This is a genomic window from Bradyrhizobium canariense (assembly GCF_019402665.1).
GTDB classification, from domain to species: domain Bacteria; phylum Pseudomonadota; class Alphaproteobacteria; order Rhizobiales; family Xanthobacteraceae; genus Bradyrhizobium; species Bradyrhizobium canariense.
Window position 1 is genome coordinate 91,760 of sequence record NZ_VSST01000089.1, and the last position, 13,070, is coordinate 104,829.

Annotated in this window: 13 protein-coding genes; 4 read left to right on the forward strand and 9 right to left on the reverse strand. The window is 65.5% G+C overall.

Annotated elements, in window-relative coordinates; all coding sequences use genetic code 11:
- Positions 1-210 precede the first annotated feature (210 nt).
- From FXB41_RS37385 to FXB41_RS37400, 4 genes are read right to left on the reverse strand one after another with little or no spacing between them, the layout of a single operon-like run.
- Positions 211-1,497: an NAD(P)/FAD-dependent oxidoreductase gene (locus FXB41_RS37385; protein ID WP_219685340.1), complete on the reverse strand. Its 1,287-nt coding sequence runs from the start codon at positions 1,495-1,497 to the stop codon at positions 211-213.
- 12 nt (positions 1,498-1,509) lie between these two features.
- Complete coding sequence (locus tag FXB41_RS37390; RefSeq protein ID WP_027568180.1) at positions 1,510-2,241, reverse strand: amino acid ABC transporter ATP-binding protein; 732 nt, start codon at positions 2,239-2,241, stop codon at positions 1,510-1,512.
- Positions 2,238-2,891 (reverse strand): amino acid ABC transporter permease, encoded by a 654-nt coding sequence (locus FXB41_RS37395; protein WP_007600584.1) that lies wholly within the window; start codon positions 2,889-2,891, stop codon positions 2,238-2,240. Before FXB41_RS37395 ends, FXB41_RS37390 begins: the two co-directional genes overlap by 4 nt.
- 31 nt (positions 2,892-2,922) lie before the next feature.
- Positions 2,923-3,687: an ABC transporter substrate-binding protein gene (locus FXB41_RS37400; protein WP_007600582.1), complete on the reverse strand. Its 765-nt coding sequence runs from the start codon at positions 3,685-3,687 to the stop codon at positions 2,923-2,925.
- Positions 3,688-3,868: 181 nt separating this feature from the next.
- Here FXB41_RS37400 and FXB41_RS37405 point away from each other — a divergent pair, with 181 nt between their 5' ends.
- Positions 3,869-4,543 (forward strand): helix-turn-helix domain-containing protein, encoded by a 675-nt coding sequence (locus FXB41_RS37405; protein WP_219685341.1) that lies wholly within the window; start codon positions 3,869-3,871, stop codon positions 4,541-4,543.
- Positions 4,544-4,648: 105 nt separating this feature from the next.
- On the opposite strand, the gene FXB41_RS37410 is transcribed toward FXB41_RS37405, so the two are convergent.
- Together FXB41_RS37410 and aptA are read right to left on the reverse strand one after the other, a co-directional pair.
- Complete coding sequence (locus tag FXB41_RS37410; RefSeq protein ID WP_219685342.1) at positions 4,649-5,914, reverse strand: D-amino acid dehydrogenase; 1,266 nt, start codon at positions 5,912-5,914, stop codon at positions 4,649-4,651.
- A gap of 69 nt (positions 5,915-5,983) precedes the next feature.
- Positions 5,984-7,312 carry an omega-aminotransferase AptA gene (gene aptA, locus FXB41_RS37415; RefSeq protein ID WP_007600575.1) on the reverse strand — a complete coding sequence of 443 codons (1,329 nt, stop codon included), beginning with the start codon at positions 7,310-7,312 and terminating at the stop codon, positions 5,984-5,986.
- Between the two features lie 149 nt (positions 7,313-7,461).
- On the opposite strand from aptA, the gene FXB41_RS37420 reads away from it, so the two are divergent.
- The gene (locus tag FXB41_RS37420; protein ID WP_007600574.1) at positions 7,462-8,010 is read left to right on the forward strand and encodes a cupin domain-containing protein; all 549 of its coding nucleotides are present in this window, start codon (positions 7,462-7,464) and stop codon (positions 8,008-8,010) included.
- Positions 8,011-8,150: 140 nt separating this feature from the next.
- The gene (locus tag FXB41_RS37425; protein WP_219685343.1) at positions 8,151-8,303 is read left to right on the forward strand and encodes a hypothetical protein; all 153 of its coding nucleotides are present in this window, start codon (positions 8,151-8,153) and stop codon (positions 8,301-8,303) included.
- A gap of 42 nt (positions 8,304-8,345) precedes the next feature.
- Here the strand turns inward: FXB41_RS37425 and FXB41_RS37430 are convergent, their stop codons facing one another.
- Genes FXB41_RS37430 through FXB41_RS37440 form a run of 3 tightly spaced genes read right to left on the reverse strand, consistent with a single transcriptional unit; the run spans position 8,346 to position 12,143 of the window.
- Positions 8,346-10,601 carry a xanthine dehydrogenase family protein molybdopterin-binding subunit gene (locus FXB41_RS37430; RefSeq protein WP_219685344.1) on the reverse strand — a complete coding sequence of 752 codons (2,256 nt, stop codon included), beginning with the start codon at positions 10,599-10,601 and terminating at the stop codon, positions 8,346-8,348.
- Entirely contained in the window at positions 10,588-11,649 is a 1,062-nt protein-coding gene (locus FXB41_RS37435) for an FAD binding domain-containing protein (protein WP_219685345.1), read from the reverse strand. The genes FXB41_RS37430 and FXB41_RS37435 overlap by 14 nt, the downstream gene beginning before the upstream one ends.
- Positions 11,646-12,143 (reverse strand): (2Fe-2S)-binding protein, encoded by a 498-nt coding sequence (locus FXB41_RS37440; protein WP_007600564.1) that lies wholly within the window; start codon positions 12,141-12,143, stop codon positions 11,646-11,648. The genes FXB41_RS37435 and FXB41_RS37440 overlap by 4 nt, the downstream gene beginning before the upstream one ends.
- Positions 12,144-12,383: 240 nt before the next feature.
- Here FXB41_RS37440 and FXB41_RS37445 point away from each other — a divergent pair, with 240 nt between their 5' ends.
- Positions 12,384-13,025, forward strand: a complete 642-nt coding sequence (locus tag FXB41_RS37445; protein WP_219685346.1) for a TetR/AcrR family transcriptional regulator — start codon at positions 12,384-12,386, stop codon at positions 13,023-13,025.
- Positions 13,026-13,070: the final 45 nt, after the last annotated feature.

Consider the following 13,070-nt stretch of genomic DNA (forward strand, 5'->3'; position numbering starts at 1 on the left):
CGATTGAGCCGCGAGCACCGCTGCACCTCTTCCGCTTGCGGGAGAGGTCGACGCGCGCCGGGCGATGCAAAGCATCGTCCCGAGCGCGGCGGGTGAGGGCTCTCTCCTCTTGGGGATTCCCTGTATGGAAACACCCTCTCCCCAGCCCTCTCCCGCAAGCGGGAGAGGGAGCGCACCTGTGCTGCGGCAACAGTAAATCTAATCGCGCCGTTAGATCCCGAGCCGGTCGCGCACCCGGCCTGCGATCACTGCCGTCGTCACGCCCACCGGCCAGAATGCGTGCATCGGGATCGGCTTGATGCCGGTGACGGGCACGTCGAGCTCGGCCTTGGCGCCTCCGATCAGACGTCGTGCGAGCTGTGCGCCCATCGCGGTCGAGAGCGCTACGCCGCGGCCGTTGCAGCCGAGCGAGATCAGGATGTTGTCCGCGGGCTCGTGCACATGCGGGTAATGATCCGCGGTGATGGCGAGCCGGCTGTTCCAGCCATGGGTCCAGGCAACGCCCTCGAGTTGCGGCCATAGCCGCTCGGCGTATCGCATGAGATAGGCGACGTCGCGCGGCGAATTGATCCAGCGCATCGGACCGCGACCACCCATCAAGAGGCGGTTCTGCTGATCGACGCGGTAATAGACGGTGATGTGGCCGCTCTCGTAAAGGACGGGACGCGTCGGCATGATCGAACGGGCCACATCGTCGGACAACGGCGCGGTGGCCGCGATCGAGGAGAACACCGGCACGATGGTTCGGCGAAGCGCCGGCCAGAGATCGTCCGTAAAACCGTTGGTCGCGAGCAGCACTTTGTCGGCATGCACCACCGCGCGCGGCGTCTCGATGCGCCAGCGGCTGCCCTCGCGGCGTAGCGACAGCGCCGGTGTCTCGCCGTGCACCTTTGCGCCCGCGGAGATCGCGGCGCGCGCGAGACCGCGGGCATAACTGAGCGGATGCAGATCGCCGCCGCGGGTATCCAGCATGGCGCCGACGTAGCGATCGGTGCCGGTCATCGCGCGCAGCTGCTCGCGGTTCAGGTACGACACCGGCATGCCGCGGGCGGTGCATTGCCGCGCGGTTGTCTCGATCGCGGCGGCGCTGGCCTGGTTATAGGCCGCGCGCAGCGTGCCGTTCTGCCGCGCCTCGCACGGGATCTGGTAGCGGCGGATCAAATCGTGGGTGAAGTTCGTCGTGCCGTAGGAGAAGTCGATCATACGGCGGCCGAGCTCAGTGCCAAAATCGGCTTCGATCTGATCGGGGTCGTGCTTCAGTCCCGGATTGGTGTGGCCGCCATTATTGCCGGATGCGCCCCAGCCGGGCTCCTGCGCCTCCAGCACCAGTGCCTCCACGCCCTGCTCGGCCAGATGCAACGCCGTGGACAGACCGGTGTAGCCGCCGCCGACGATGGCGACCGAGACCGTCTTGTCGATTTCGAGCGGCGGCGTGGCCACCGGCGCGACGGCGGTGTCGGCATAGAGGGACGGCGGCAGAGGCAGGCGCGTGGTCATGGCAAGGACCGGTCAGAGCGGATGCAGAACGCGGCGCAAAAAATCCTGCGTCCGCGCATGCTGCGGTTGATTGAGCACCGATTTCGCCGGTCCCTGCTCGACGATGACACCGCCGTCGATGAACAGCACGCGGTCGGCGACGTCGCGGGCAAAGCCCATCTCGTGCGTAACGACGACCATGGTCATGCCGTCGTCGGCGAGCTTGCGCATCACGCCGAGAACGTCGCCGACCAGTTCAGGATCGAGCGCCGAGGTCGGTTCGTCGAACAGGATGGCCTTGGGCTGCATCGCCAGCGCCCGCGCGATCGCGACGCGTTGCTGCTGGCCGCCGGAGAGCTGCGGCGGATGTTCGTTGGCTTTCTCGGCAAGGCCCACCTGGGCGAGCAGCGCGCGGCCACGCTCGAATGCGGCAGCGCGCGGCTCCTTCTTCACATAGAGCGGACCTTCGACCACGTTCTCCAGCACCGTTCGGTGCGGAAACAAATTGAAGCGCTGGAACACCATCGAGACCTGGGTGCGGACTTGCACGATCGACGGCGCGTCGCGGTCGACCTTCAATCCCTCGACGCTGATCTCGCCGCGGTCGTAGCTTTCGAGACCGTTGATACAGCGCAAGATGGTGGACTTGCCGGAGCCGGAGGGCCCGACGATGCAGACCACCTCGCCCTTCTGCACGGAGGCCGTGATGCCCTTGAGCACCTCGTTTTCGCCAAAGCTCTTGTGGACGTCGGTCAGCTCGATCATTTCTTGCCGGCCCGCTTCTCGAAGTGACGGACCAGCAGGATCAGCGGAATGCTCATGGTGAGATACATCAGCGCAACCATCGTGAACACGTTGGTGTTCTTGAAGGTCGAGGACGCGATCAGCTTGCCTTGCAGCGCGAGCTCGGCGACCGTGATGGTCGAGGCCTGCGAGGAATCCTTCAGCATCATGATCATGACGTTGCCGTAAGGCGGCAACACGATTCGCACCGCCTGCGGCAGCACGACGCGGCGCATGGTCAGCCACCAGCCCATGCCGATCGATTGCGCCGCCTCGATCTGCCCCTTGTCGATGGCCTCGATGCCGGCGCGGAAATTTTCCGCCTGATAGGCCGAGTAGGCGATGCCGAGCCCAAGGATCGCAGCCTGCAACGCGGACAGCGTGACGCCGAGATCCGGCATCACGAAGTAGAGGTAGAACAACAGCACGATGATCGGAATGCCGCGGATCACATTGATCAGGCTGGCGCTGAGCAGCGACAGGACGCGGATGCCGGAGACCCGCATCATCGCCCAGACGAGGCCAAGCACCGTCGACAGCAGCAGCGAGCCGATGGTGACGACGATCGTCAGCACGACGCCGCTCATCAGGATCGGGAAGAATTCCGCCGCGTCGTGCCAGAAGCCTTTCATCGATCAGCCTTCATCGATTGACCTCTCGCGATCAACCCTGCGCCTTCAGGCCCCATTTATCGAGGATCTTCTCGATGGTGCCGTTGGCCTTGAGCTTGGCGAGCGAGGCGTTGATCTTGCCGAGCAGCGCGCTCTCGCCCTTGCGGACGCCGATGCCGACCGAGCCGACAGTAGCAGGCTTGTAGCTGTCGACGAGCCGCACCTCGGGGAAGCCGCCCTGCTTCAGATTGTAGGCGAGGATCGGATAATCGGCATAACCGGCCTTGAGGCGGCCGGTGTTCACGTCGCGCAGGATGTCGGGAATGGTATCGTAGGCCTTGACGTCGGCGAACAGGCCGGACTTCTTCAGCGCATCGACGAAGGCGGTGCCGACCTGGGCGCCGACCGTCTCGCCTTTCAGATCGTCCTGCGTGGCGTAGGCCTTGGTATCGCCCTTCGGCACGACGAGGCCTTCCCCGTAAGTGTAGATCGGATCGGAGAAGTCGACGACCTCCTTGCGCGGCGCGGTGATGAACATCGCGGCCGCGATGATGTCGATCTTGCTGGAGGTCAGCGACGGGATCAGCGCCGAGAACGCCATCGGCTCGATCTGCACGTTGAGGCCGGCATCCTTGCCGATCTCGGTGATGAGATCGACCATGATGCCCTGGATGGTGTTGGTCTTGGTGTCGAGGAAGGTGAAGGGAATGCCTGTCGGCGTCGAACCAACCTTCAGCACCTGCTGCGCCGAAGCCGGCGCTGCTGCGGCAATCGCGAGTGCCGCGACCGCGGCCTGGACAAAACGCTTCAACGCCATCGCATTCCCCTTTGGGCTCGGCCGATGGCGGCGCTCGCAGATGTCGTGATCGCAGACATTGCGGGCCGAGCCGTTTCGGCCTATTTTCACCAACATGAAAATTTGGTCACACTTTCGCGGGTCATGCAAGCGGTTTTCATGCACATGAAGGAAGCGGTTTGACGTGAGCGGTGGCAAAAGAATGCGCAGACCGGCCGCCGCAAAGCCGGTGAAGAAGGTGCAGATAAAGGCGAAGGCGAAAGCCAACGCCAACACCAAGGCTATCGCCAAAGCCGCCGAGCCCGCGATGGACATCGCGGTCGGCCGCCGTATCCGCGATCTCAGGCGCATCAGGCAATTCTCGCTCGAGACGGTCGCTTCGCGCACGGATCTGTCGATCGGCTTCCTCAGCCAGATCGAGCGCGGCCTGTCGTCGCCGTCGCTGCGTGTGCTGGCCACGCTCGCCGACGTGCTCGGCGTCGGCATCGCCGCGCTGTTCGGCGCGAGCCCGAACGCCGACGGTGCATCCAATCAAATCGTCACGCGCGGGCTTCAGCGGCCCGAGCTGAAGCTCTGGCGCACCGGCGTGTCGAAGCAATTGTTGAGCCCGGCCAGCGCCGACAACCGGCTCAACCTGTTCCTGGTGCATCTGGAGCCAGGCGGCTCCACCGGCGACGAGCTCTACACTCATGACGGCGAGGAAGCCGGCCTCGTCCTCGAAGGCGAGATGATGCTGACGGTGGACAGCGAGACATGGTCGCTGAAGACGGCCGACAGTTTTCGGTTTGCAAGCCGGCGGCCGCACCGGTTTTCCAATCCGGCCAATGACGCGAAGGCTGTGGTGCTGTGGGTGAATTGCGTGACGGGGACGGGGTAGCGCAGCCGTCATTGCGAGCGAAGCGAAGCAATCCAGACTCTCACCGCGGAGACACTCTGGATTGCTTCGTCGCTTCGCTCCTCGTAATGACGGGAGGATAGAGTCTTAGCCGAACCGATACTTATACCGGTTCACCGTCAGAGCACTCACATCAATGTCCGGCTTCTTGCCCGACAGCATGTCGGCGAGTACGCGGCCGGAGCCGCACGACATGGTCCAGCCTAGCGTGCCGTGGCCGGTGTTGAGGTGAAGGTTGGCGTATTGCGTCGGGCCGATCACGGGCGGGCCGTCCGGGGTCATCGGGCGCAGGCCGCTCCAGAACGTCGCCTTGGAGAGATCGCCGCCGCGCGGGAACAGATCGGTCAGCGAATGATCGAGCGTGGCGCGGCGCGCATCATAGAGCTGGCTCGAGAAGCCGGAGATTTCGGCGGTGCCGCCGACGCGGATGCGATTGCCCAAACGGGTGATAGCCACCTTGTAGCTCTCATCCATCACGGTCGATTCCGGCGCGCCGGAAGCGTCCTTGATCGGCACCGTGATCGAATAGCCCTTCACCGGATAGACCGGCAGCGAAATATCGAGCGGCGCGACCAGCCGCGACGACCAGCTTCCGAGCGCGAGAACGTAAGCGTCTGCCTGCAACATTCCGGCGCTGGTCACGACGCCGCTGACGCGCGCGCCGTCGGTGACGATGCGGTCGATGCCGGTGTTGAACATGAAGCGCACGCCGAGCGCTTCGGCGTGCTTGGCCAGTGCCTGCGTGAACATGTGGCAATCGCCGGTCTCGTCCTGCGGCAGGCGCAGTCCGCCCGCGAACTTCTCCTTCACGCCCGCCAGCGCCGGCTCGGCCGCGATGCAGCCCTCACGGCTGAGCACCTCAAAGGGCACGCCGTATTGCTTGAGCACGGCGATGTCCTCACCGGTGCCGTCGAGCTGGGCCTGGTAGCGGAACAGCTGCAGCGTGCCCTGGGAGCGCTCGTCATACTGGATGCCGATGTCGCGGCGCAGATCGCGCAGGCAATCGCGGCTATACTCCGCGATCGGGATCATCCGGCTCTTGTTGATCGCATAGCGTTCGCTGGTGCAGTTGCGCAGCATCTTCAGCAGCCAGACCCACATCACGGGATCGAGCTTCGGCCGGATCACAAGGGGGCCGTGCTTCATCAGCAGCCATTTGACCGCCTTCACCGGTACGCCGGGGCCGGCCCAGGGCGAAGAATAGCCGGGCGACACTTCGCCGGCGTTGGCAAAGGAGGTCTCGAGCGCCGGTTCGGGCTGACGGTCGACAACCGTCACCTCATGGCCGGCACGCGCGAGGTAGTAGGCAGAGGTGACACCGATGACACCGCTGCCGAGGATCAGAACTTTCACGCTTGGTCAAACTCCCGCGGCATCACGCTCGCCGCTGCAAGAGGAACTCCGCAACGGCGAGAGCAATTATCAGGCCACCCGCTTGATGGCATCGCCGAGGATCGACACGATATCGTCGATGTGGCTCTTCTCGACGATGAGCGGAGGCGACAGCGCAAAGCTATCGCCGCTCATGCGGAAGTACAGCCCGCGATTGAAGCAATCGACCATGACGTCGTAGCCACGCACGCCGACGGTACCGTCACGGGGTGACAGCTCGACCGCGCCCATCAGGCCGCAATTGCGGATGTCGACGACGTTGGGCAGGCCCTTCAGCGAATGCAGCGCATCGCGCCAGTATTCGGAGATCGACGCACCGCGCGTCAGCAGGCCTTCGTCCTTGTAGATGTCGAGCGTCGCGATACCCGCGGCGCAGGCGACCGGATGCGCCGAATAGGTATAGCCGTGGAACAGCTCCATCGCGTTCTCCGGGCCGACCATCAGGCCGTCATGCACCTTGCGGCTCGCGAACACGGCGCCGCAGGGAATGGTGCCGTTGGTGATGCCCTTGGCCGTCGTCATCATATCAGGCGTGACGCCGAAGAAGTTGGCGGCGAACGGCGTGCCGAGGCGGCCGAAGCCGGTGATGACCTCGTCGAAGATCAGGAGGATGCCGTGCTTGTCGCAGATCTCGCGCAGGCGCTGGAGATAGCCCTTCGGCGGCGGCAACACCGCGGTCGAACCCGGCACCGGCTCGACGATGACGGCAGCGATGGTCTCGGCGCCGTGCAGGGCCACCAACCGCTCGAGATCATCGGCGAGCTCGGCGCCATGCTCGGGCTGATCCTTGGCGAAGGCGTTGCGGGTGAGATCGTGGGTGTGGCGGATGTGGTCGACGCCCGGCAGCAGGGTGGCGAAGGCGCGGCGGTTGGCGACCATGCCGCCGACCGAAGTGCCGCCGAAGCCGACGCCGTGATAGCCGCGCTCGCGGCCGATCAGGCGGGTGCGGCTCGCCTGGCCGTTGGCACGGTGATAGGCGAGCGCGATCTTCAGCGCGGTATCGACCGACTCGGAGCCGGAATTGGTGAAGAAGATGCGATCGAGGCCCTTCGGCGCGATCTCGGCCAGACGCTCGGCGAAGTCGAATGCCAGCGGATGGCCCATCTGGAACGACGGCGCGAAGTCCAGCGTCATCAGCTGGCGCTCGACGGCGGCGGCGATCTGCTTGCGGCCGTGGCCGGCATTGACGCACCAGAGGCCGGCGGAGGCGTCGATCACCTTGCGGCCGTCGACGGTGGTGTAGTGCATGCCCTCGGCCGAGGAGAACAGGCGCGGCGCCTTCTTGAACTGCCGGTTGGCCGTGAACGGCATCCAGAACGAGTCGGTCTTGATGGTGTTCGGAATCTGATGAAGGGTCACGGGCCACGCTCCTTTGCTGACCTGCTACCAGAGGCACGGCTTGAAAAGCGCAACAAGTCCTTTTCTGATGGGCTGCAAGCCATTGATTTAACTGGGGCTGCCGGTCCATATTTGCGCGATCCGCAACACCTGCAACACGGGACAAGGCTATGAGCGTCGATATCGGTGGACGGCTGCGATTCATCCGGGCGCGCCAGAAGCTGTCGCAGCGCGAACTCGCCAAACGCGCCGGCGTCACCAATTCGACGATCTCACTGATCGAATCCAACCAGATGAACCCCTCGGTCGGCGCGCTCAAGCGCATCCTCGACGGCATCCCGATGGGGCTCGCCGAGTTCTTCGCGCTGGAGCCGGAGAGCCGGCGCAAGATATTCTACCGCGGCGAAGAGCTGACCGAGGTCGGCAAGAAGCCGATCTCGTATCGGCAAATCGGCGACAATCTGTTCGGTCGCAGCCTGCAGATCCTGAAGGAGCGCTACGAGCCCGGCAGCGACACCGGGCGCGTTCATCTCGTCCATGACGGCGAGGAAGGCGGCATCGTGATCTCGGGCAAGCTCGAAGTCACCGTCGAGGACGAGCGCCGCATCCTCAATCCCGGCGATGCCTACTACTTCGAGAGCCGTCGCCCGCATCGCTTCCGCTGCGTCGGCGGCAAGCCGTGCGAGGTGATCTCGGCCTGCACACCGCCGACGTTTTGAAGTTGCCCGCAATCCTACGGAGCCACCGGTATCATACGGAGCTTGAGCCATCTCAATTTCCGCAGCCTGATCCTCTATATGTTCCGAGCCATAGCCAAGCAGCCTCCGCTTTCCGGAGCCGCTTCGTAACAGGGCTCGCTATGAAGATCACGCTCGCAAATGCAGAGGCTGCGCTCGATGAAGTGCAGCGCGACAGCGACAGGCTCCATTCGGAGGAGCTGCGCAAGGCCATCGCGAACTACATCGAGGCGCAGCGAGAAGCGCTCAAGGCTCTTCGCAAGAAGCTGCACTAGCAGGCGGAGAGCGAGACGGCATCGCCGGCCCGTGGCCTCAGGCTACGTCAGCAACTCTTCAATCCGGATCGGGAAGCGGCGGACACGCACGCCCGTCGCATGCCAGACGGCGTTGGCGACTGCCCCTGCACTGCCGGTGATGCCGATCTCGCCGACACCCTTGATGCCGAGCGCGTTCACGTGCGGGTCGTGCTCATCGACCGTGATCACGTCGAGCGGCGGCACGTCGGCATTCACCGGGATATGGTACTCGCCGAGATTGGCGTTCATGATCCGGCCGGTGCGGCGGTCGGTGATGGCTTCCTCGTGCAACGCGAAGGACAGGCCCCAGATCATGCCACCGAACAGCTGGCTCTGCACCATGCGCGGATTGACGATCCGCCCCGCGGCGAAGGCGCCGACCATGCGGGTGACGCGGACCTGGCCGAGCTCGGGATCGACCTTCACCTCCGCGAACACCGCGCCATGGGCGTGCATCGCATACTCCTCCATGGCCGCCGGATTCGGCGCACCGGTGCCACGCGCCTCGATTTCGGCGACGCCGGCGCGCGCGAGAATCTCGGAATAGCTTTCGCCGCGGCTCTCGTCGTCGCGCCGGATCAACCGGCCATCGCGCCCGATCACGCCGGCATTGCCGGCGCCGAACAGCGGCGACTTCTCGTCGCTGGTGGCGAGATCGGCGAGTTTTGCAATCACGGCCGCGCCTGCGCTGTGGATCGCGGCACCCGCGGTTGCCGTGTGTGCCGAACCGCCGGCGATGCCGGCATCGGGCAGGTCGGATGAACCCGCCTTGAACTCGACGCGGTCGATATCAAGCCCGAGTTCGTCGGCCGCGATCTGCGCCAGCGCCGTCCAGGCGCCCTGCCCCATGTCATGCGCGCCGATCTCCATGGCACCGGAGCCATCGCGGCGGAGCACGGCACGCGCTTCGGCCTGGAACATCAATGCCGGGAAGGTCGCGGTGCCCATGCCCCAGCCGACCAGAAGGCCGGCATCGTCGCGCATCTGCCGCGGCTGGAGCGGTCGCTTCGCCCAGCCGAAGCGCGCCGCGCCCTGCTCGTAGCAGGCGCGCAGCGCCTTGGACGAGAACGGCTTGCCGGTGATGGGCTCGACCTCGGCATAGTTCTTCAGACGAAAGGCGAGCGGATCGACGCCGCAGGCCCAGGCCATCTCGTCGATCGCGCTCTCCAGCGCGATCGAGCCGGTCGCCTCGCCGGGCGCGCGCATGAACAAAGGCGTACCCGTGTTGACACGCACGGCGTCGTGCGAGGTGCGGATCGCGGGCGCCGCATAGAGCGTGTGCGAGGCGTCGGCCGCGGGCTCGTAGAAATCGTCGAACGTGCTCGACACGGTCCTCGCATGGTGCTCGAGCGCGGTCAGGCGCCCCTCGCCATCGGTGCCGATGCGAAGCCGCTGCCGCGTCGGCGCGCGATGGCCGACCGGGCCGTACATCTGCTCACGGCGCAGCACCAGCTTGACTGGTTTGCCGACGAGCTTTGCCGCCATGATGCCGAGGACCGGAGGGCCGGCCATGAGCCCCTTCGAGCCGAAGCCGCCGCCGAGGAACGGGCTGCGGATATGGATCTTGTCGTGCGCGATGCCGAACAATTCGGCAACGCGCGCCAGCGACAGCATGAGGCCCTGGGTCGGCATGTCGATCTGCAGATTGTCGCCGTTCCAGGCAGCCACGATCGCATGCGGCTCCATCGCATTGTGATATTGCGGCGGCGTTTCGTAGACCGCGTCGATCCGCTTCTCGGCCGACGCAAGCTCCGCCTCGACATCGCCGCGGTGATTTTCCGTCGGGTTGCCGACGCCGACGACCGGCGGCACGAAGCTCTCACCCGCGTCGAGACCGATGAGCGCGGGCAGCGTCTCGTAGTGCGGCGCCAGCAGCGCCGCGCCTTCCGTCGCCGCCTCCAGCGTCTCGGCGATTACGACGGCGATCGGCTGGTTGGCGTAGCGGACCTCATTGCTCTGTAGCACCTCCATCCGGAATACGAATGGATTGGTCTTGATCTCGGGATCGATCGCGAGCTCAGGCTTGTGGTCTGGCGTCATGACATCGATGACGCCGGGGTGGCGCTTGGCAGCAGCGACATCGAGCGAGGTCACGCGACCGCGCGCGATGCTGGAAACGGCCATCACCGCAAACAGCATACCGGGCGGATGATTGTCGGCGGCGTAGGTCGCCTGGCCTTTGACCTTAAGCACGCCGTCGCGGCGGGTCAGCGGCTGGCCGATGTTCGAGCCGTGCCGCAGATGAGCGGGCGCGCTGGTGAGATTAAGCTCGGGCATGAATGGCTCCGGACATCGAGGCAAAGGGAGAGGCCGGCAGCGCGGGGATGCGCACGGGCGTACCGGCGGCGGCGAGGCTCAGCGCGCGCACGACGATGCGGCGCGCGAGCTCGATCTTGAAGGCGTTGTCGCCGGACGGTTTTGCGTCGGCGAGCGCGCGCGAGGCGGCTTCCTGGAAAGCGTCCACCGTGGGCGGGACGTCCCTGAGCATGTCCTCCGCAGCGCGGGCACGCCAGGGCTTTGCGGCGACACCGCCGAGCGCAAGCCGCGCCTCCGCGATCTTGCCGTTCTCGATCCGCAGCGCAGCGGCAGCCGAGACGACGGCAAATGCGTAGGACGTTCTATCGCGAACCTTGAGATAGCGCGCATGAGCCGCAAAGCCGCGCGCAGCGGGCGGCAGGCGCACGGCGACGATGAGATCACCCGGTTCGAGCGCCGATTCACGCTCGGGCGTATCGCCGGGCAGGCGATGCAGGTCGTCGAGCGCGATCTCGCGCCGCCCGCTCCTGCCCTCGATCTCGACGATGGCGTCGAGCGCGACCAGCGGCACGCAGAAGTCGGATGGATGCGTGGCGATGCAGTTTTCGCTCCAGCCGAGCACGGCGTGGGTGCGGTTCTCGCCGTCACGCGCGTCGCAACCGCTGCCGACCTCGCGCTTGTTGCAGCGGCTGGCGGTGTCGTAAAAATACGCGCAACGCGTCCGTTGCAGCAGATTTCCGCCGACGGTCGCGGCGTTGCGCAGTTGCGCCGACGCGCCGGAGAGCAGCGCTTCGGCGACAGCCGGGTAGGCCTTGGCGAAGTCGGCGTCATGCGCAAGATCGGCGTTGCTCACCAGCGCGCCGATACGCACACCACCGTCGGCAAGGCGCTCGATCTGATCGAGCCCGTCGAGATGCGTGACGTCGACCAGACGATCCGGACGGCTGACGCCGCCCTTCATCAGATCGAGCAGATTGGTGCCGGCGGCGAGATAGACGGCGCCCGGCTGCGCTGCGGCCGCGACGGCTTCGGCGACCGTGGCCGGCCTGACGTAATCAAATTGTTTCATGCGGAGCGCCTCTGATTGGATTCGTCCATCCCGGCCTGCGCGTCGAGCACGGCATCGACGATGCCGGCATAGGCGCCGCAGCGGCATAGATTGCCGCTCATGCATTCGCGGATGCGCTCGGGATCGTTGCCGGCCTGTGCCTCGCTCATCATGCCGATCGCGCTCATGATCTGGCCGGGCGTGCAGAAGCCGCACTGAAAGCCGTCATGGGCGATGAAGGCGGCCTGCACGGGGTGAAGCTGGTCGCCGCGCGCCACGCCCTCGATGGTGAGAATGTCGGCACCGTCATGGCTAATGGCCAGCGCGAGGCAGGAGTTGATCCGCTTGCCGTCGACGAGAATGGTGCAGGCGCCGCATTGACCGCGGTCGCATCCCTTCTTGGTTCCGGTCAGGTGGAGGCGCTCACGCAGGAGATCGAGCAATGTGACGCGCGCATCGTCGAGGACGAAGTCGCGCCGCGCACCGTTCACGGTGAGGCTGATGGAGTGGTTCATATAAGGCTCCGATCAGATATGGACATGAGTCGTCGCGCAGCGCGCCACCGCCGTGGCCGCCGTCGATTCCGCGCCGCCCGAATATCATCCGAGCCAACGTCTTCAGCGAAGATACGGAGGCAGCCTCCGCTTAACAAGGGCCGCCGAAAAATTTTGGAATTCGTCAAAAGCCCGTGCGCATCAACGCGATGCAGCCCCACAAGGGTTCAATCTAACCAACTCGTGATCTACAGTGCCGGCATGGACGACCACACCGATCAGATCCGCAAGCCGCGTGCCGATGCCGTGCGCAATCGCGAGCGCGTGCTCGAGGCGGCGAAAGCCGTGTTCAACGCGGGCGGGCCGGAGGCGAGCCTGGAGGCGGTGGCAAAACGCGCCGGCGTCGGCATCGGCACGCTCTATCGGCATTTCCCGACGCGCGAGGATTTGTTCGAGGCGGTGTACCGGCGCGAGGTCGAGCAGCTCAGCGAACTCGCCGAGCAGTTGAAGAATGCGAAGGACCCGGTGGATGCGCTGCGGCGCTGGCTGCGCTCAGGTGTCGAATTCGTTGCCACCAAAAAGGGCATGGTGGCAGCCTTGGCACTCGCGGTGCAGAGCGGGTCGGAGTTGCATGCCTTTTCCTTTGAGCGCCTGAGCAAGGCGATCGGCTCGCTGCTCGATCGGGCAGCCGCGGCCGGCGCGATGCGCGCGGACGTCAGCCCCGAGGACTTGCTGCGCGCGTTCTTCGGCATGTGCTACATGCACGACCAGCCCGGCTGGCAATCCTCGGTGCTGCGGATGCTCGACGTGTTCGTTGACGGTTTGCGGGTGCAGCCTGTCGTGAAAGCCAAGGCCCGCGTGGCCGCCAGGCCCGCGAAGCCGGCTGCAAAGCGGAAGCGATAGCCCGCGAGATGTGCTAGGATCGGCGCCGCCCGGGATTTCAACGCG

Bases quoted from the DNA above. Each gene is read 5' to 3' on its own strand.
- FXB41_RS37385 (WP_219685340.1), bottom strand. From the start codon at position 1,497: ATGACCACGCGCCTGCCTCTGCCGCCGTCCCTCTATGCCGACACCGCC.
- FXB41_RS37390 (WP_027568180.1), bottom strand. From the start codon at position 2,241: ATGATCGAGCTGACCGACGTCCACAAGAGCTTTGGCGAAAACGAGGTG.
- FXB41_RS37395 (WP_007600584.1), bottom strand. From the start codon at position 2,891: ATGAAAGGCTTCTGGCACGACGCGGCGGAATTCTTCCCGATCCTGATG.
- FXB41_RS37400 (WP_007600582.1), bottom strand. From the start codon at position 3,687: ATGGCGTTGAAGCGTTTTGTCCAGGCCGCGGTCGCGGCACTCGCGATT.
- FXB41_RS37405 (WP_219685341.1), top strand. From the start codon at position 3,869: ATGCGCAGACCGGCCGCCGCAAAGCCGGTGAAGAAGGTGCAGATAAAG.
- FXB41_RS37420 (WP_007600574.1), top strand. From the start codon at position 7,462: ATGAGCGTCGATATCGGTGGACGGCTGCGATTCATCCGGGCGCGCCAG.
- FXB41_RS37425 (WP_219685343.1), top strand. From the start codon at position 8,151: ATGAAGATCACGCTCGCAAATGCAGAGGCTGCGCTCGATGAAGTGCAG.
- FXB41_RS37430 (WP_219685344.1), bottom strand. From the start codon at position 10,601: ATGCCCGAGCTTAATCTCACCAGCGCGCCCGCTCATCTGCGGCACGGC.
- FXB41_RS37435 (WP_219685345.1), bottom strand. From the start codon at position 11,649: ATGAAACAATTTGATTACGTCAGGCCGGCCACGGTCGCCGAAGCCGTC.
- FXB41_RS37440 (WP_007600564.1), bottom strand. From the start codon at position 12,143: ATGAACCACTCCATCAGCCTCACCGTGAACGGTGCGCGGCGCGACTTC.
- FXB41_RS37445 (WP_219685346.1), top strand. From the start codon at position 12,384: ATGGACGACCACACCGATCAGATCCGCAAGCCGCGTGCCGATGCCGTG.